This window comes from Moheibacter stercoris, assembly GCF_040545805.1.
In the GTDB taxonomy this organism is placed as follows: Bacteria; Bacteroidota; Bacteroidia; order Flavobacteriales; family Weeksellaceae; genus Moheibacter; species Moheibacter stercoris.
Map to the genome: position 1 here is coordinate 59,866 of NZ_JBEPMO010000011.1, position 19,672 is coordinate 79,537.

Annotated in this window: 16 protein-coding genes; 11 read left to right on the plus strand and 5 right to left on the minus strand. The window is 36.1% G+C overall.

The features are described from left to right. The first annotated feature begins 10 nt into the window (after positions 1–10). The 3 genes from uvrA to obgE all read left to right on the plus strand — a co-directional run bounded on the left by uvrA (position 11) and on the right by obgE (position 4,483). A complete protein-coding gene (gene uvrA, locus ABID46_RS09675) occupies positions 11–2,833 on the plus strand; it encodes an excinuclease ABC subunit UvrA (RefSeq protein WP_354509516.1) in 2,823 nt (940 codons plus the stop codon). Between the two features lie 15 nt (positions 2,834–2,848). Then, on the plus strand, positions 2,849–3,400 hold the full coding sequence (locus ABID46_RS09680; protein WP_354509518.1) for a hypothetical protein: 552 nt from the start codon (positions 2,849–2,851) through the stop codon (positions 3,398–3,400). Positions 3,401–3,490: 90 nt separating this feature from the next. After that, positions 3,491–4,483: a GTPase ObgE gene (gene obgE, locus ABID46_RS09685; protein WP_354509520.1), complete on the plus strand. Its 993-nt coding sequence runs from the start codon at positions 3,491–3,493 to the stop codon at positions 4,481–4,483. Positions 4,484–4,621: 138 nt separating this feature from the next. On the opposite strand, the gene ctlX is transcribed toward obgE, so the two are convergent. The 3 genes from ctlX to ABID46_RS09700 all read right to left on the minus strand — a co-directional run bounded on the left by ctlX (position 4,622) and on the right by ABID46_RS09700 (position 7,547). Further along, positions 4,622–5,557 (minus strand): citrulline utilization hydrolase CtlX, encoded by a 936-nt coding sequence (ctlX, locus tag ABID46_RS09690; protein ID WP_354509522.1) that lies wholly within the window; start codon positions 5,555–5,557, stop codon positions 4,622–4,624. A gap of 25 nt (positions 5,558–5,582) precedes the next feature. Then, entirely contained in the window at positions 5,583–6,497 is a 915-nt protein-coding gene (locus ABID46_RS09695; protein ID WP_354509524.1) for a dimethylarginine dimethylaminohydrolase family protein, read from the minus strand. 75 nt (positions 6,498–6,572) lie between these two features. Then, positions 6,573–7,547, minus strand: a complete 975-nt coding sequence (locus ABID46_RS09700) for an amidohydrolase family protein (RefSeq protein ID WP_354509526.1) — start codon at positions 7,545–7,547, stop codon at positions 6,573–6,575. A gap of 126 nt (positions 7,548–7,673) precedes the next feature. Between ABID46_RS09700 and ABID46_RS09705 the strand changes: the two genes are divergently transcribed. Beyond that, a complete protein-coding gene (locus tag ABID46_RS09705) occupies positions 7,674–8,189 on the plus strand; it encodes a DUF7935 family protein (RefSeq protein WP_354509528.1) in 516 nt (171 codons plus the stop codon). Between the two features lie 127 nt (positions 8,190–8,316). Then, the gene (locus ABID46_RS09710; protein ID WP_354509530.1) at positions 8,317–9,096 is read left to right on the plus strand and encodes a tetratricopeptide repeat protein; all 780 of its coding nucleotides are present in this window, start codon (positions 8,317–8,319) and stop codon (positions 9,094–9,096) included. Between the two features lie 71 nt (positions 9,097–9,167). On the opposite strand, the gene porW is transcribed toward ABID46_RS09710, so the two are convergent. After that, a complete protein-coding gene (porW, locus tag ABID46_RS09715) occupies positions 9,168–11,669 on the minus strand; it encodes a type IX secretion system periplasmic lipoprotein PorW/SprE (RefSeq protein WP_354509532.1) in 2,502 nt (833 codons plus the stop codon). 94 nt (positions 11,670–11,763) lie between these two features. Here porW and ABID46_RS09720 point away from each other — a divergent pair, with 94 nt between their 5' ends. The 4 genes from ABID46_RS09720 to katG all read left to right on the plus strand — a co-directional run bounded on the left by ABID46_RS09720 (position 11,764) and on the right by katG (position 17,229). Beyond that, a complete protein-coding gene (locus tag ABID46_RS09720; protein WP_354509534.1) occupies positions 11,764–12,630 on the plus strand; it encodes a M23 family metallopeptidase in 867 nt (288 codons plus the stop codon). Between the two features lies 1 nt (position 12,631). Further along, entirely contained in the window at positions 12,632–14,137 is a 1,506-nt protein-coding gene (locus ABID46_RS09725; protein ID WP_354509536.1) for a GH3 auxin-responsive promoter family protein, read from the plus strand. A gap of 241 nt (positions 14,138–14,378) precedes the next feature. Next, positions 14,379–14,831, plus strand: coding sequence for a nuclear transport factor 2 family protein (locus ABID46_RS09730; protein WP_354509538.1), 453 nt, complete (start codon positions 14,379–14,381; stop codon positions 14,829–14,831). 139 nt (positions 14,832–14,970) lie between these two features. Beyond that, positions 14,971–17,229, plus strand: a complete 2,259-nt coding sequence (gene katG / locus ABID46_RS09735) for a catalase/peroxidase HPI (RefSeq protein ID WP_354509540.1) — start codon at positions 14,971–14,973, stop codon at positions 17,227–17,229. A gap of 76 nt (positions 17,230–17,305) precedes the next feature. On the opposite strand, the gene ABID46_RS09740 is transcribed toward katG, so the two are convergent. Next, complete coding sequence (locus ABID46_RS09740) at positions 17,306–17,632, minus strand: single-stranded DNA-binding protein (RefSeq protein WP_354509542.1); 327 nt, start codon at positions 17,630–17,632, stop codon at positions 17,306–17,308. A 276-nt stretch (positions 17,633–17,908) separates the two neighbouring features. Between ABID46_RS09740 and ABID46_RS09745 the strand changes: the two genes are divergently transcribed. Both ABID46_RS09745 and ABID46_RS09750 read left to right on the plus strand, forming a co-directional pair. Next, positions 17,909–18,592, plus strand: a complete 684-nt coding sequence (locus ABID46_RS09745; RefSeq protein WP_026357445.1) for a hypothetical protein — start codon at positions 17,909–17,911, stop codon at positions 18,590–18,592. A 134-nt stretch (positions 18,593–18,726) separates the two neighbouring features. Next, complete coding sequence (locus ABID46_RS09750; protein ID WP_354509544.1) at positions 18,727–19,506, plus strand: hypothetical protein; 780 nt, start codon at positions 18,727–18,729, stop codon at positions 19,504–19,506. The last annotated feature ends 166 nt before the right edge of the window (positions 19,507–19,672 follow it).

The following is a 19,672-nucleotide window of genomic DNA, read 5'->3' on the forward strand; positions in this document are numbered from 1 at the left end:
AGAGAATTAGATGAATGACAATATAGAGGTTTATGGCGCCAGAGAACACAATCTCAAAGACATCGATGTAAAAATTCCAAGAGAAAAATTAGTCGTAATCACAGGTTTGAGCGGAAGTGGGAAATCCTCTTTGGCTTTTGATACCATTTACGCAGAAGGACAACGTCGATATATCGAAACCTTTTCTGCCTATGCGCGTCAATTCTTGGGTGGTATGGAACGTCCCGATGTTGATAAAATTGAAGGTCTGTCTCCTGTGATTGCCATTGAACAAAAAACCACATCCAAAAGTCCACGTTCTACTGTCGGAACCATTACCGAAATCTACGATTTCCTTCGATTGTTATATGCTCGCGCTTCCACTGCCTATTCCTACAATACAAATGAGGAAATGGTTAGTTATACGGACGAACATATAAAAGATTTAATTCGAGAGAAATTTACCGATAAAAAGATTGCCATCCTCTCGCCTCTTGTGCGTTCTCGAAAAGGTCATTACCGCGAATTGTTTGCCCAAATTGCCAAGAAAGGTTACATGGAAGTTCGTGTCAATGGTGAAGTGGTCGATATTACGCCAGGAATGAAACTCGACCGATACAAAACGCATGACATTGAGTTGGTCATTGACAAATTAAAACTCAATGATTCCGTATCCGATGAGCGATTGAAAAGCTCCATAGATGTTGCCATGCAACATGGCGATAATGTGATGATGGTTTTGGACTATGAAACCAATGAAGCGCGTTTCTATAGCCGAAATTTAATGTGTCCAACTACGGGAATTTCGTATCCGACTCCAGAACCCAACACCTTTTCCTTTAATTCACCCAAAGGCGCATGCCCAACTTGTTCTGGTTTAGGGGAATTGAAAGAAATCAATTTGGACAAAGTTTTTCCAGATAAAAATCGATCCATGAAAAATGGTATGATTGCCCCTTTGGAAGAATTGAAAAACACAAGCCGAATCAAAAAGCAAATTGAATCCATTTATGCGAAATATGATGTTGCGTTAGACAAACCTTACAACAAATTAAAGCCTGAATTGATTCATGATATTTTGTATGGACTGAAAGAAACAGTCGATGTTCAATTAAATTATGCCAACGTCAGCAAAGTCTATAAAATTGATTTTGAAGGATTGATTCCTTATTTGGAAGATTTAATGAATGATAAGATGAATCCTTCTTCGGGTTCCGTTTCTCGAAAATTCACCAAACAAGTAAAATGTCCAGATTGCGAAGGATATCGATTGAACAAAGAATCTTTGCATTTCAAAATCGATGATAAGCATATAGCCGAAGTCGCACATTTCGATTTGCAATTTTTGATGAATTGGATTAATACGCTTGACAAAAAATTAGACAAAAAACAACAAATCATTGCCCAAGAAATCATCAAAGAAATTCATTCTCGATTAGGATTTTTATTGAATGTAGGATTGGATTATTTAGCCTTAGATAGACCGTCCAAAAGTCTTTCTGGCGGAGAAGCCCAGCGAATTCGTTTGGCAACTCAAATCGGATCTCAATTGGTCAATGTTTTGTATATTTTAGACGAACCTTCCATTGGATTGCATCAAAGGGACAATGTCAAATTGATTGATTCCTTGAAAAAACTTCGCGATATAGGAAATTCTGTTTTGGTTGTGGAACATGACAAAGACATGATTTTGGAATCTGATTATGTCATAGATATCGGACCTAAAGCAGGAAGACGTGGTGGAAAAATTGTTTGGCAAGGAGAACCACACGAAATTAAAGAGGCTGACACTTTAACATCGGGCTATTTAAACGGAACCTTGGATTTTGAAATACCTGAAAAACGACGTGAGGGAAATGGAAATTTCTTGACCTTGAAAGGCGCAACAGGAAATAACTTGAAAAAGGTAGATTTAACGATTCCTCTTGGGAAATTGGTGGTTGTGACAGGTGTTTCAGGAAGTGGAAAATCGACATTGATTACCGAAACCCTCTACCCCATTTTGAGCAAACATTTTTATCGTGCTGAGAAAGAACCTATGCCTTTCAAAAGCATTGAAGGTTTGGAACATTTGGACAAAGTCATCGAAGTGGATCAATCACCAATTGGACGAACTCCAAGATCAAATCCAGCTACTTATACCAATTTGTTTTCGGACATCAGAAATTTGTTTACTCAATTACCAGAAGCGAAAATTCGTGGATACAAACCAGGTCGTTTTTCTTTTAATGTGAAAGGCGGACGATGCGAAACATGTGAAGGAGCTGGTTTGAAAGTAATTGAAATGAATTTCTTGCCCGATGTGTATGTTCCGTGCGAAACTTGTCAAGGTAAACGTTTCAATCGAGAAACTTTGGAAATTCGTTACAAAGGAAAATCGATTTCCGATGTATTGGATATGACGGTCAATGAAGCTGTAGAATTTTTTGAACCGATTCCAAAAATATATCGAAGTGTCAAAACCTTACAAGATGTAGGTTTAGGGTATATCACGTTGGGACAACAATCCACAACCCTTTCGGGTGGAGAAGCGCAACGTGTGAAATTGGCTTCTGAATTGAGCAAAAAGCAAACAGGAAAAACCATCTACATTTTGGATGAACCCACTACTGGATTGCATTTTGAGGACATCCGTGTTTTGATGGGCGTCATCAATCAAATTGTGGAACATGGAAATACCGTTATCATCATCGAACATAATTTGGATGTGATTAAATTGGCCGATCATATCATTGACATAGGTCCAGAAGGTGGTGCTAAAGGTGGTAAAATCGTGGCTCAAGGGACTCCAGAAGAAATTGTAAAAGAACCCAAGAGTATTACGGGGAAATTTTTAAAGGAGGAATTGAAGTAAGTTTAATTGAAAATTTTGAATTTCAAATTCCATACTTCAGGAAACATTACGCAAGAATTTTTCAAAAGAGGAATTTCCAATTTCCTTGATGCCATGCAGCATGTGAAACATCTTCCGTATGGCCGAAATTCCGATCGAAAAAATTTTCTTTTGGTTCTAGAAGAAAACAAAGGTACTTGTAGTTCCAAACATGCCTTGTTACAAGAATTGGCAATTGAAAATGAATTCTTAGAGGTGAAGTTAATGATGGGACTATTTGAAATGAATGGAACTTCCTATCCGAGAATTCAAAAGACACTAGAAGCAAATGGATTAAACTATATTCCAGAAGCACATAATTACCTAAAAATCAAAGGTGAAATTTATGATTGTACCAGTTCGACTTCCCATTCAAAAGATTTTTCACCTTATTTAATTCAAGAAATCGAAATTCAACCGAGCGATGTTACGGAAAGAAAGATTCAAATTCATCAAGAATTCTTAAAAAGCTGGTGTTCAAAAAAAGGATTCGATTTTGAGCAAATTTGGAAAATTCGTGAGCAATGCATTCAAAATTTGAGTGTTTAAGATGCCTTCATGCCTATGTTTTATTGAGATGAATTCGGAAAGATTCGTTCATTTCCAAATAAAACTCGGATATTTGCAAAAATTTAAGTTTTGTCTTCAAACTTCGTAGATTACATCAAGATATATTGTAAAAGTGGAAATGGTGGACCGGGTTCTGCCCATTTACATCGTGAAAAGTTCATTGAAAAAGGTGGACCTGACGGTGGTGATGGTGGACGCGGTGGACATATCATTTTAAGAGGAAATGCCCAACTTTGGACACTTCTAGCCTTACGTTATACTCGCCATTTAAAAGCAAGTAACGGTGAACGTGGAGGAACTTCACGCTCAACAGGAGCCGATGGTGAAGATGTTTACATTGACGTTCCCATTGGTACAATTGCCAAAACAGAAACAGGTGAATTCATCGGAGAAATCTCTGAGGATGGACAAGAAGTAATTTTGCTAGAAGGAGGAAAAGGAGGTTTGGGTAACTGGCATTTCCGTTCGTCAACTCGACAAACGCCTCGATACGCGCAACCTGGTTTACCTGGACAAGAATTACCGATCATTTTGGAATTGAAAATCTTGGCCGATGTAGGGTTGGTTGGTTTTCCCAATGCTGGTAAGTCGACACTTTTATCGGTTGTATCTGCAGCGAAACCCAAAATTGCAGATTATGCTTTTACTACTTTGACGCCCAATTTAGGAATTGTGGAATACAGAAACCATCAGTCTTTTGTGATGGCAGACATTCCTGGAATTATTGAAGGTGCGGCTGAAGGAAAAGGTTTGGGACATCGTTTCTTACGACATATTGAACGTAATTCTGTTTTACTTTTCTTAATTCCTGCCGATGCGGAAGATTATGAAAAAGAATATGAAATTTTATTGAATGAATTGCGCAAATACAATCCTGAATTACTAGATAAGGGACGAATTCTAGCCATTTCAAAATCGGATATGTTGGATGATGAATTAAAAGCAGAAATTGCTGCTTTGCTTCCAAAAGACATTCCGCATGTTTTCTTTTCTTCAGTCACCAATCAAGGTTTGACGGAATTGAAAGACATGCTCTGGAAAGAGATAAATAAGGAAATATAAAGATGTACGATATTCGTTGTACGATATTCGATTTAATTGAAAAAATAAAAAACCTTGTTAGAATTCTAACAAGGTTTTTCTTTATACTGAACTTTAGAAATCAAAATTCGTAAATCTGAAATTGTAAATCGTATATGATTAAGCTTTTGGCAAGAAAACTTCCGCCATCATACAACGAGCGCTTCCTCCTCCCAAAGTTTCAATCGTATTGATATCAACCGAAATGATAGGATTGTATTTCTCAATGGTTTGAATTTGCTCTGGAGTCAACGAATTGTATGCAGTTTGCGACATTACCAAATATTTCGCAGCGCCCATTCCTCCTACTTGCAACATATTTCCTGCAAATTTGTTCATCTGATCCTCGGTTATTGCAATGATTTCTTTGCCGTTGGATTTCAATTGATCCACCACATTTTTCTTCTCCGATTTATCATCGATAGTGTCCAAACATATCACCGCGTATTCGTCCGCCACACACATCATCACATTGGTATGATAAATGGGCACTCGTTCCCCATTCACAGTTTGATTCGCTTCAAAAATTACCGGCATATATTCGAAATCCTCACAGAATTCCAAGAATAATTCTTCGTCAGTTCTAGGCGAAACTGCTGCAAAGGCAATTCGGTTCACGCGATCTAGAATGATACTTCCCGTTCCTTCTAAAAAGATGTCATCTTCTTCCGCTGATGTATAATCCATGATTTCTTCTGCATCAAAACCCTTTTCACCCAAAAGTTCCAACACATCCTCATCACGACGTTCGTCACGACGATTTTGGGCAAACATCGGATACAAAGCAATCATTTTGTTTTCATGAAAAGAAATCCAATTGTTTGGGAAGATGGAATCGGGTGTATGCGGTTTTGGCGTATCCTTTAGAACCACAACATTGACTCCATGTTCACGCAATTTGGAAACCATACCTTGAAATTCTTTCAATGCTTTTTCTTGAATGGATTCTGATGATTCATCTGTTTTGTTTTGAAAAAAGTTGTTGACCGCTGTTTCTTCATTGAATCGGAAATCAACCGGTTCAATCATCAATATGGTATTTGTATATTGTTTCATTATTTAAAGTATCAAGTAATTATTCTTATTCTCGAATCAAAGGTAAGGTAGAACAACGTAATAAACCTCCCATACGTGAAACATTTCGATAAGGAATTTCTTCCACTGTCATACCCCATTCGTTGCGCATATGATTGTTCAATCGAGTAAAATTCTGTTCGGAAACGACAACTTCAGGCGAAATCGAAAACACATTGGGATTCATCCAATACATTTCTTCTTTGGTCACTTCAAATACATTGTTTTTCCCAAAAAGTGAAATCAAAATATCGTAATGCATTTGATTCAAAAATCCGTCTTTGTAGATAATTGCTTTGTTATGACCAACAGGTTGAAAGGTACAATCCAAATGTAAAATTCCTTTGTAAGGATCGAAATCGTCTTTCACCAATTCTAAATCGATCACCCATTTGTTGGGAAACAAATCTTTGAAAAATTGAACCGCTTCGAAATTCGTTCTTGCTGTTTTGAAATTCTTATAATCTGAACCTTTGTAAGTTCCGATGAACATAAATTCGTTCCACAAAATAACATCTCCACCTTCTACATGAACTTCTTCTGGAATTTTGACGATTTTATCGGGAGCGATAGAACTGATAATGCGTTCATAGGCTTCTTGTTCGTCAGCACGATCGGGAATAATGTTGGAAATGATAAATTTATCATCAATCGCCATTCCCACATCACGTGCAAAAACTTGATTACAATCTTCCAAAACCCAAGGTCGAAATACTTGAACTTGATGTTTTTTTAAAACCGCTTCAAAAGCATCCATTTCCATTTTCACATCGACTTCTTTGGGATAATGTCCCAATTTAACGCTTTCGTAAGATTTAGAATCATAGGTTTCTTCCAGGGTTGGATCGGGCCCCATAGAATCTGGAATACCCAATACTACGGCTTGAAGTTTAGAAGTTTCGTTTTTTACATGTAGAATCATAGAGTTAATTTATATAAACCAAATAGAGACAGATGAATCATCTGCCTCTATTGAGAATATTTTAAAAATAGTATTTTATTTTTGGATACCCAAAACTTTAAGACCATTGACAGTTGCAATGTTAGACAATTGCTCCACATCATAGTAGTGACAAGCTTCCAACATCACACGTAATTCTGTCCAAAGATCACCATCTGAGAAAGGTTTGTAAATATCGTTGATATTATCTGTCCCAAAAGCTACATTGATACCTGCAGGAACCATTTCGTCTACTGGAGTCATGGAGTTATGACTTGGCGCCAAACGTTCTGTACGGTTGTGATCAATCCAAGCAGTTGGACAAGAAATGATGTGCATGTCTGCTTCTTTGATCAAGTTGTACAATTCCATTCTATATTTTTTCGGATGAGCCGCAACCGAAATTGAGTGAACAGCGGTTACTTTTCCTTGCATTCCGTGCTCGATGGTTTTACGCGCCAATTGTTCCGTTTCTTTTTCTTCGTCTGTGTTGAATTGGTCTACGTGAACGTGCACTAATTTCCCTTTGGCTTTTGCTGTGCTCAACAAAATATCCAAATGTTCGTCTTCACGACCAAAATCTTTTGCTGGTAAACCACCGATGATGTCTACAAAATCAACCGACATATCGAACCATTCACGAGCTTTTGGATCGATTACCCCTTTTAATACTTGGTTCGCAAAACGGATTTCAATATCCTTTCCATAATTGTCTTTCAAACGTTGAGCAGCGATCATTGAACGATCTTCAATCACCTCATCCACATCGATAAACGTTCCTACAGCTTGAGCTCCTTGCTCTAAAAAATGATTGATAGCACGCTCCATTCTTTCGTAGATATCATCTACAGAAGAATTTCTTTTCATATCATCTACCAAATGCCATTTTTCTTTTAGATAAGAATTGGTATAAGAAAAAGTATCTTTGGTCAAGGAATAAGCTCTATCTAAATGAGCATGCGTATTTACCCAACCTCCTTTTTCTCTAATTTTTTCTAGTACCGCGTCTTTTGGACTCATGTTGTTCTGCATAACTGAATGTGATTTTTGCCAAAATTAAGCAATTATAAGGGAATCCTAAAATGAGGAATGTAAATTTTTCAACTCTAAATTAAATATGATTTCTATATTTGTTCGAAATAAAAAAAGGATAGCAAATTGAACACAGTCTGGATTATTTTAGCAAGTATTTTACCGGTTGCCATTGTTGGTTTCGCGATGTACAAAATGATTAGTAAATTCCTCGAAAACGAGAACATGAGAAGAGAGATTGAGGTAAGAAAAGTTAGCAATTCTCAAATCATGCCGCAAAGACTAGCTTCTTATGAACGCATGGCATTGTTTTTGGAACGAATTAAACCCACAGGATTGGCGCGAAGATATACGCCTCAATCTTCTGCTAAGAATTATGAATCCATTTTGATTCAAGCAATTCAAGCAGAATGGGAACATAATTTGAGTCAACAAATCTATGTGAACCCTGAAACTTGGAAATTGATTTATTCAGCTAAAAACGCTACCCAAAATTTCATTCGTCAATGTGCGTCTGATTTGGGAGAAGATGCAACGGCTGAACAACTACAAGAATACATCATCACGAAATCAATTTCGGAAAATTCACCTTCCAATGCCGCTTTGTTAAAATTACAAGTGGACATTCAAGGGAATTTATAAACTTTAAAATTCAAACGAATGATAGTTACCCAAAGTACCTAGAGTGCTTTGGGTATTTTTTTAACGTTAGATTCATCACTTGTAAAGAATTCTAGTATATTTAAATTCAGAACCTTAATTTTTCCACATGAAATCACCTGCACTTTTCTTACTTCTTTTGGTATTTGGGCATTTCAGCTATGCTCAAACGGCGGAAGAATTAAATCAAAAATCCATCGAATTACTAGAATTAGAACAATACGAAGAAGCCTTACCTCTCATTCAAAAATCTGCAGAAATGGGCCATGCCGAAGCACAATACCATTATGGCTTATTTTTACAAGATGGCATTGGAATTGAAAAAAATATGGTCGAAGCTATAAAATGGTTTGAAAAATCTTCCAATCAAAATTACAACAATAGCCATTATGCGTTGATGATGGCTTATGGCAACGGATTGGACATTGAGCAAGATTTGAAAAAAGGTTTTGACTATGCGATGAAATGCGCCAACAACCAAGATGCAACTTGTATGTGGAATGTTGCCAATGCCTATTTAACGGGTTTGGGTGTCGATGAAAATCCTGAAAAATTCAAAGAATGGATCCTGAAATTGGCAAAACTACCCAATCCCGAAAATCTTGAATTAAGCGGGAAAATTACTTCTGCCCGATTGGAATTGGCTCGATTTTATAGAAATGGAAACCATTTTGAAAAAGATTTGTATCAAAGCTATCTTTGGTATTTGATCTTTAACGAATTCAAAATTGATTTTAGCTATTTCCTTCAATCCGAAGTGGTAAAAGAAATAAAGGAATTGGAAAAGGAACTAAACGAGTCTCAATTGAAATCTGCACCTGAAGATGCCGAAAAATTATTGGGACGAAAACTGATGAATCTTTCCAATTTACATCAACCAGGAATTTAATTCAATTAGAATAATGCAAACAAAAAATCCTCGAAACAATTCGAGGATTTTTTTATTTCAGTCAATAACTATTAATCATCTATTTCACCGGGAGCACCTGGACCACGCGGACCTTCATTAGGGTTTTCCACTCTTGGCGTTTGACCTCTGTCCCTTTCGTTGGATTGATTCTTCAAACTATTGGAAGCTGGACCATTGTTCGGTCTATTGGTATTGGTTGAAGAATTATTTTGTCCACCTTGAAGATTTTCTTTCTCAATACGTTTCTGCTCTTCTTCCTTTAATTGGCTTTCTTTTTTCTTCAGATCTTCTTCCTCAGCAGCAGATTGTTTCTTTTTCCCATTCAATAAGTCCAAAATTTCTTGTGCTTTTTTTGCTTCATCGGTATTTTGATAAGCAATAATAATCAATTCCAATGCTTCCATGAATCGCTCTTTCCCTTCTGTTTTCCCAATGGATAAAGCATTTAGCAAAGAGAATTTTGCAATGATAATTTCAGACGGATATTTCTCAAGTGCCAGCAACATATTCTTTTTAACATCCTCATACTTTTCATCTTTGTAAAGCTGATAAGTCTCCTCATAAAGTGACACAGCTTCTTGAGTAGTTGGAGTGATGTAATTGACTTCTGGATTCAAAATATATTCCGCATAAATGGAATTTGGATATTTGCTCAAAATAAGATTTTTTGCTTCATCTGCTTTGGCGCTATTTTCTACTTTATTATTGATTCGGTAAATCTGATACAAAGCTTGGGCTTCGGTTGATTGATCTTTTGGCGGAGTAGAAACCAAATGCTCCAAAGTTGCTGTTGCTGTTTTAGCGTTTTGGAACAAATCATAATAGCCAATACCTAAAGACAATTCCGTTGTATCACGTTCAATTTTCAACTTGTTTAAATCCGCTAGTTTCGTTGGAATTTGTTCGATATAATATTCCAATTCATATCTTCTTGGATTTTGTGTATCGGTTTGCCCCAACATTTCTGCTTCTTTCTCTTCCAAACTCATGGAAACATTAGCAGAACTTCTCCAATTGTCAGCTAAACGAACATTTCCCCAAATTCTCTTGAATTCATTTTGACCATTTGCCTTTGTAGACGTATTGTAAAAATAAAACGTAGAACCACCACCTTCTCCAAAAGTAGATCCCATATTGGAACCACCACCAATTTGAGTTTGGAAAATCGTAGCTTCTTCTTCCATCGCTTTCTTACGCTTTTCATCTTCCAACTTCAATTTCGCAATATGATCTCCAAAGAATTTTTCACGTTCTTCTGTACTCATATGCGCCAATTTCAAAATACTATCGTTGCGTTTCACCAAATAGTATTTCTCCATCAGAGTTTTCAAAGAAGTACTTCGAGTTGTAATTCGTTCAATGTCTTTATTATACGGATGAACGGCTAAGGCACTATCGTAATAAGCCGAAGCATGAACATAATTCCCTAAATCAAATTCTAAATCCGCATAGGTTTCATAAGCTTTCCCACGGATATAAGGATCGGAAGCCTCACCTTTAAAACTTTCTTTTAAATATCTTCTCGCCTCCTCGATTTTATTGTCTTTTACTGCCATATCCCCTATCGCGTAGAAGAATTCATTTTGACGAGAAACATAATTTCCCTTTTTGGAAATATCCAAAAGGTGTTTTTTGTAATTGTTGTAGCTATTCTTTTTTGGATCAAAGTTCGCTGCAATTGCCAATTGAGATTTCACTTCCAATTCAAATCCGGGTTTCATTTTGTACACTTTGGTAAAAGATTCCCCTGCTTCTTGCTGCATATCCAAAATGGAATACAATTGACCTTTTATATAATGAAATCTAGCTTTTGCATCTTTGTTTTCAGCATTGGCAATGGCTTTATCCAAGGTTTCAATTGCTTCAGCATATTCTTTTGTATTGATCAAATACTGCGCATAATTTTTGGCAATAATTCCTTGAATATCTTTTTTATACCCATTGTCCTTGTTCATCATTTCCAAAATTCGCTCCGCTTCGTAGACGTTTCCGATTTGAAGATTGGCCAATGCGGTATAAATTCTTGCTTCTGGCGTATATTTTTTATGGAATGGGAGTCGTGTTGTCAAATAATTTAGAGTATTCAACGCATCAAAACTTTTTCCGTTGTTGTATTGAGCTTTTCCTAAGATCAAATAAGCTCTGGTCATGGTTTTGTTACGCTCACGACCATCAATCAACATACTATGTTTTTCTATGGCTTTTAAGGCTTTTTCCTCTACCAAATCAAATCCTGTTTTCGCAGGTTTTGGCGCAGAACTAGATCCTCCGCCTCTTCCTCCTAAACTACCCGCTTCGTTAGCGATCGCATCTTCTGACAAATCACCTTCAGTAATTTTTGGAAGTGGATCAACAGGTAAAATTTCGGAGTAATTATCTTTGTAACTAAGTTTTAATTCATCAATTTTCTTATCCAATGCCTCATCAGCATTGAACAATGTATTGAACCAAGCAGTCGTATTGTGGAAGGCGCGGTTTTTAAACGAATCTCGTTTCGTTGAACATCCAGCCAACAATCCTAGACAGGCTAAAGCGAGTAATTTCTTTTTCATAGATATTCCTAGTACGGCAAAACTACAATAAAAACGTATTAATTAAAAAAATCTTGTATATAGATTGAAACAATTCAGATATTTGCAGGATTCTATGAAGAAAAAAAAGAAAAACATATTTCGAAAATTTTTTCAAAAACATACCTTAATCATTCTCAATGAAGAGGAACAAGAAGAACAATTTTCCTTTCGACTCAACAAAATGAATGTTTTGGTAGTCGTTGCATTGATGACGTTTTTCACCATTATGTGTACCACGCTAATCCTATTGTACACTCCTTTGCATGATTACATATTACCACCTTCTCAACAAGTAAATTTGGAAGATCGACAGCAAATCATGCAATTATCAGATCAATTGGATTCATTGGTTGCCAAACAATCGGCAAACGATATGTACATCCGAAACATTCGAACCATTTTATCGGGTGAAGTAGCCATTCCTGAAATCGATACGACTCAATCTCCTATAACATCCATCGATTTAACCAAAGTGGACTTGGCTCCTACCGATCAAGATTTGAATTTACGAAAAGAAGTCGAACAAGCTGAAATGTTCAGCATTCAAGGAAATATTGACACCCAAGAATCGGGTAGTTTGTTGTTTACCCCTTTGAAAGGAATCATTACTTCTACTTACGATAAACAAGAAAATCATTTGGCGATTGACATTGCTGCGCAAAAAGGAGAAGCCATCAAATCGGTCGCTATGGGCACCATCATCTTTACAGATTGGACGCCTGACACCGGATATGTTGTGGTCATTCAACACAACAATGGAATGATTTCGGTGTATAAACATGCCTTAACAGTTTACAAAAAAATGGGTGAAATCGTGAAGAAAGGAGAAGTCATTGCAGCTGTTGGAAATACAGGAGAACTCACTACTGGACCTCATTTGCATTTTGAATTATGGATAGACGGAAGCGCTGTTGATCCACAAGAATACATTGTTTTTTAAGATGAAATTTAAATCATACGTTGCCAAATTATTTGCTCAATTCGTTTCCAATTCCGAAAAAAATTGGATGCAACATCCAATTGAGACACAAGACAAACTATTTCAAGAATTAATATCCGTTGGAAAAGAAACAGAATTTGGAAGAGATCATCAATTTTCATCCATCAAAACCTATGAGGATTTCAAACGAAATGTTCCCATACGAGATTATGAAGAACTAAAATCCTACATTGAAAAAGTAAAAGAAGGCAAATCCAATATTCTTTGGAAAGGAAAACCCTTGTATTTTGCCAAAACTTCGGGAACGACTTCAGGAACCAAGTATATTCCGATTACCAAAGAATCGATGCCTTCCCATATAAAATCTGCCCGAAATGCTTTGTTGAATTACATCAGCCAAACGAATTCAGCTGATTTTGTATCGGGTAAAATGATTTTCCTACAAGGAAGTCCAGAACTGGAAGAAATAAATGGAATCAATGTGGGACGTTTGTCAGGAATCGTAGCTCATTTTGTTCCAAAATACTTACAGAAAAACCGTATGCCTTCTTGGGAAACCAATTGTATGGAAGATTGGGAAGCAAAAGTGGACAAAGTTGTTGAAGAAACATTACCTGAAAATATGACCTTGATAAGTGGAATTCCACCTTGGTTGGTCATGTATTTTGAAAAGCTTATTGAAAAATCAGGTAAAAAAACGATCAAAGAAATATTTCCGAATCTGCAATTGATGGTTACAGGTGGCGTTAATTACAATCCGTATCGAGAAAAAATGATCGAGTTGATTGGAGAAGATTTGGACGTGGTTCAAACCTATCCAGCATCTGAAGGATTCATTGCCTACCAAGATTCTTTGCAAAAAGATGATTTGCTTTTATTGGTAAACAATGGAATTTTCTTTGAATTTATTCCGACTGATGAATTTTTTGAGGAAAATCCAACTCGAATTTCCTTAAAGGATGTAGAATTGGACAAAGACTATGTTTTGATTCTCAATACCAATGCAGGACTTTGGGGATACAACATTGGCGATACCGTTCGTTTCACCAGTTTAAATCCGTACAGAATCATCGTTTCGGGAAGAATCAAACATTATACATCCGCTTTTGGGGAACATGTCATTGCACACGAAGTAGAACAAGCCATGCAGGAAACGCTAAAAATACATCCCGCACAAGTATCGGAATTTACGGTCGCGCCAGAAGTGAATCCGACTACTGGTCTACCCTATCATGAATGGTTCATCGAGTTCGCTCAACAACCAGTAGATATGAACGCTTTCCGAATGGAATTGGATCAAAATCTTAGAAAATTAAATTCTTATTACGACGATTTGATTGTAGGATCTATCTTACAACCACTGAAAATTTCCCCCATTCAAAAAGAAGGATTCAACGCCTATATGAAATCACAAGGGAAACTTGGCGGACAAAACAAAGTACCTCGATTATCCAATGATCGTAAAATTGCCAATGTCTTTCTTGAATTAGGATTGGTGGAAAAATAAAAAGGTCTAACACCTGATTGAATATTCCATAACACATGAAAAGGATTTATGTGATGAAATTCTATTGGGTTTCATCCATCAATTCGTTGATTTCTGTTTTATTTGATTCTCCTATTCATTTCTTTTGTAGTGAATCCTTGAACTTGATTCGAACTTGAGAATTCACCTAAAAATAACGCAGAATTCTACTCACCCAATCAGATAAATTCTTACATTCGAAGGAATTAAAATCAAATTCCCCATGAAATCCATTCATTTCCTATGTTTCATCCTCTTTTCGATTTATACCTTTGCTCAAAATCCGACAAAAGAAATTGATCAATTTTTGGACAATTGGCACTTGGCCGCTGCTGAAGCTGACGAGGAAAAATTTTTCGGTTCTATGACGAATGATGCTCGGTATTTAGGAACTGATGCTACAGAAAATTGGGAACGCGATGAATTAAAAGAATGGTCCAAAAAATTCTTTGATCGGGATTCCGCTTGGGATTTCAAAAAAATCGAACGCAACATATATGTATATGAAGACCAAAAAATGGCTTGGTTTGATGAAAATTTGGATACTTGGATGGGAATTTGTCGCGGATCGGGTGTTGTGATTCTAACAGAAGACGGATGGAAGTTGAAGCATTATGTATTATCGGTCACGCTTCCAAATGAAAAAACACAAGAATTCCTCAAGATCACAAAATAAGCATATCTTATAATTTAATCAATGATTATAAATTAAACCTATAATCTAATCGAAACTTAAAATTCCCGATGATGGATTAATTGAAGAAGGAAGGGTATTTTAGCGAAACAAATTAGTAAATAATAAAAATTCCATAAAAATGCACAACAATTCAAATGACGTTAGCAAGTGCCCATTTTTAAACGGGGAAATGCAAAAAGTACAAGCTACAGGAAGTGGAACGCAAAACCAAGATTGGTGGCCCAATAAACTAAATGTTGATTTACTTCGTAAAAACTCTAGCAAATCCGATCCAATGGGACCTGATTTTGATTACGTAGAAGAATTCAAAAAATTGGATTATGATGCTCTGAAACAAGATTTGCGTGAGTTGATGACCAATTCTCAAGATTGGTGGCCAGCTGACTTTGGACATTATGGTCCTTTGTTCATCCGTATGGCATGGCACTCAGCAGGAACCTATCGTATCCAAGATGGTCGCGGTGGTGGAGGTGCCGGTCAACAGCGTTTTGCTCCTTTGAACTCATGGCCAGATAATGTGAATTTGGACAAAGCAAGAAGATTGTTATGGCCAATCAAACAAAAATATGGAAAGAAAATTTCTTGGGCAGACTTGATGATCTTAACAGGAAATGTTGCTTTGGAATCAATGGGATTCAAAACTTTAGGATTTGGTGGCGGACGTGCAGATGTTTGGGAACCAGAAGTTGTGTATTGGGGTTCTGAAACGACTTGGTTGGCTGGAGACGAACGTTACAAAAAAGGATCTGAAGGTGTAGAAGGTGATGGTGTAATTGTTTCAGATGATAATGCCGATGGGAAAGTTCACACAAGAGATTTAGAAAATCCATTGGCTGCTGTCCAAATGGGATTAATTTATGTGAATCCAGAAGGACCCGATGGAAATCCAGATCCGCTTTTGTCGGCAATTGACATAAAAGATACATTCCGTAGAATGGGAATGACCGATGAAGAAACGGTGGCTTTAATCGCTGGAGGACACACTTTCGGAAAAACTCACGGAGCGGGACCAGCAGACAATGTTCAAGAAGATCCAGAAAAAGCGGGAATCGAAATGCAAGGTTTAGGTTGGCATAATACATTCGGAAAAGGAAAAGCTGGTGATACCATTACTTCTGGATTGGAAGTTACTTGGACCTCAAAACCTACCGAATGGTCCCATTTGTTCTTTACTTATTTATTTGGATTTGATTATGAGTTGACCAAATCACCAGCGGGTGCACATCAATGGGTTGCCAAAAATACAGGAAATATCGTACCCGATGCGCATGAACCAAACAAAGGTCATCGTCCAACCATGTTAACCTCGGATATCGCTTTGAAAGTGGATCCTGAATTTGAGAAAATTTCTCGTCGTTTCTTGGAAAATCCCGATGAATTTGCAGATGCTTTCGCACGTGCATGGTTCAAATTAACGCACCGTGATATGGGACCTAAATCTAGATACTATGGACCAGAAGTTCCACAAGAAGAATTCATTTGGCAAGATCCAGTTCCAGCAGGAAATTATGATTTGACGGATGCTGATGTAGCAGAATTGAAAAATAAAATTGCGAATTCAGGATTATCGGTAAGCGAAATGGTTTCGACAGCTTGGGCTTCGGCTTCTACTTTCCGTGCGTCTGACAAACGTGGTGGTGCCAATGGTGCGCGCGTACGTTTGGAACCACAACGCAATTGGGACGTGAACAATCCTGCACAATTGGAAAAAGTATTGAATGTATTGGAAGGAATCAAATCTTCCTTTGCAAAAGAAGTTTCCATTGCAGACTTGATCGTATTGGCTGGAAATGTCGGAGTTGAAATGGCTGCTAAAAATGCAGGTGTTGACGTAAATGTTTCATTTGCTGCAGGTCGTGGAGATGCTTCACAAGAACAAACCGATATTACCGATATGAATTTCTTGAAACCTTATGCTGATGGATTTAGAAATTATCTAGGTGGAAAATTCGCCGCTAAAACAGAAGAATTATTGATTGACAAAGCGGAATTATTGGGCTTAACAGCTCCAGAAATGACTGCTTTAATTGGTGGTATGAGAGTTTTAGGAACGAATTGGGATGGTTCCAAACATGGTGTTTTCACTGCAAATGTTGGAACTTTGAGCAATGATTTCTTTGTGAATTTGTTGGATTACAACCATACTTGGGTTGCAATCCCAGGATCGGATGATGAATTCTTTGAAATTCGTGATTACAAAACCCAAGAAGTTAAATGGACAGCTTCTCGTGCTGACTTGATTTTCGGTTCGAATTCTGAATTGAGAGCATTAGCTGAAGTCTATGGTTCTGCAGATGCAAAAGAAAAATTTGTACAAGATTTCGTGGCAGCTTGGACCAAAGTTATGAACGCAGATCGTTTTGATTTGAAGAAATAATTCTTTTAAAATAAAAGATTCAAAAACGGCGCCCTTTTTCTAGAAGCGCCGTTTTTATTTTCAAAGATTGACCTATCTATTTCTCGAGCAAGAGAATCTCTTCGACTTTGATTTCGGTTAGGTAGCGTTTTTGTCCATCTTTGTCTTCATAGTTTCGATAGGTTAATTTGCCTTCTACGGCTATTTCTTTTCCTTTCTGGACATATTTCTGCATGATCTCGGCCGTTTTTCCATAAGCAACCAAATTGTGCCATTGGGTATCCTCTACTTTCTCGCCTTTGGCGTTGGTGTAATGATCGGAAGTGGCAAGACTAACTTTGGCCAACATCCCATTGTCGAAATTTACAATTTCCACATCTTTTCCTGTTCTACCGATTAAGGTAACTCTGTTTCTTAGTGACATACTTTTATTTTTTAAGGTTAATGATTAGAATAGAGACGTTCGTTTCGTTTTATGTCGATGTTGATTTCTCTATTCTCTGTTGCAAAGTTGAGCCATCGCCAATCCCCTAGTCGGTTGTTTACCATTTACTGTCAATTCTAAGTGGTTATAAATGATTGTAAATATTTAATTCTTCTATTTAACTTGTTTTGAAGATATTAAAATCAAAATTGTTTATTTCTCAATCCTATTTTGTATTTCGTATATTTGTGTGTTGGCAATAATACAAGAAATGATTTGAAACACGGATTTTACATAAAATCAAATAAGGAACAAAATCAGATTCAATTTTTGATTGGATTTTTTGCATTAATAATAATCCTGACTTCCTTATATATTTCCTGGAAATCAGGAATGTATTTATTTGTGATTTTAACTTTCCCAATAACTCTATCTATAATTGCACCTTTCTTTGATACACCTTCCTTAAAAAAAAGCGGAGGTTTAATTTATTATTCACCACTCTTTCTATCTGAAAAACGCAAAAGGGGAATGATTAAAATACACGGAGGAACCTTATTTGATTATGTTTTTGTAATTGACCAAAAGATGAATGGAAAACAAAGAACAAATTTTATAATTCAGCAATATTTAGAAGGACTTTTAAACCTTATTGAAGAGAATGAAAATAATAAGTCTGAAAATATTAAAATTCGTGGTACTAGTTACATAATCAATGAAAGGACAGCTCAACGAATTGGATTTAAGATTGCCAAAACTGATAATATTCAAAAATTAATATTGTTATACAATTGCTTCAATGTATTAATAACATATTCAATTGCAAAAGGTAAATTATCATTTCCGAATTTGAAAGAAACAAAAACATTCGAAACCAACCTAAAAGAACTTGATAAACGAAAAGATTTTATAAGGAGCTTAAATGATAAACTAAAAAGTACTATTGCCAACAATGTATAAGCGTAATGCGGGCGAAAGTGCTAAATTTAAACGAATTGAATATTAACAAACATATGGTTAAACCGAAAGTGAAGTGCTTCTAAACCCGCACTACGCTTATACTTGACCGTTAGCAACAATTTTAACTCGAATAAATGAAAAATCTACTTCTAATTTTAATTGCATTTTCATCAACAAATTTACTTGGTCAGAAAAATATATTTGACACACTTGTTATAGATTCATCGACAAAAATTATCGGAAGATATCCTCAATACGACAAATCAAAAACCTACGAAAAGTATAATTTTATTATTGAAGATTCTTTGGAAATCGCAAAATTTGCTAAGACAATAAAACTTGGAGAAGAAGTGCCAAATTCTACCGAGGATCCGAGCTTTAGAATTAATATTATTAAAAATCACAAAGAAGAAGGAGGTTGGACTATTAACCCTACTTTAAAAAGTGTTATGACTCACGATGGTCATACTTATAAATTTGATCTTAATCAAATTACAGGTTTAAATGAAAAATTCCCTTTTGAATATTATTATGAAAAAGTAATTTTTAAAAGTAAAGAAGAATACAATATTTACCTTAATAAACAGAAAGGAAATAATAATTTTTTATTTGATTACGCTCCACAATTCAAATACGAAGGAAGTTTTGAAATAGAGTTTGAACAATCAGAAAAGTTTCCAAACCCTAAAGAAATTAGCGAATTTCTTTATTCATATATTGATAAAATAGTAAATAGAGAAGAATATAGAGTATCGTATATTCTAAATGAAAAGAATAAAAAAAATATTGGAAAATCTTTTACTATGACAATTACTGGACCTAAGAGAATATTTGAAAATTTAAAAATAAAAAAGCATAAGAATGAAAATTGGCAACCAACTGTCGAAGATGGATGGTTCTTTTATAGAAATTAAAAACTGTTGCTAACATGAACTGTGTAAAAAACCAAATATTTTAGGCTATTTTTTTAACATAATCATCTTGATACAAAGTTCCATTTTTAACGCATCCATAAACTTGCTTTAGAAGCTTGTTGCACACTGCGATTACGGCTGATTTCTTGTTCTTTCCTGCTGCCAC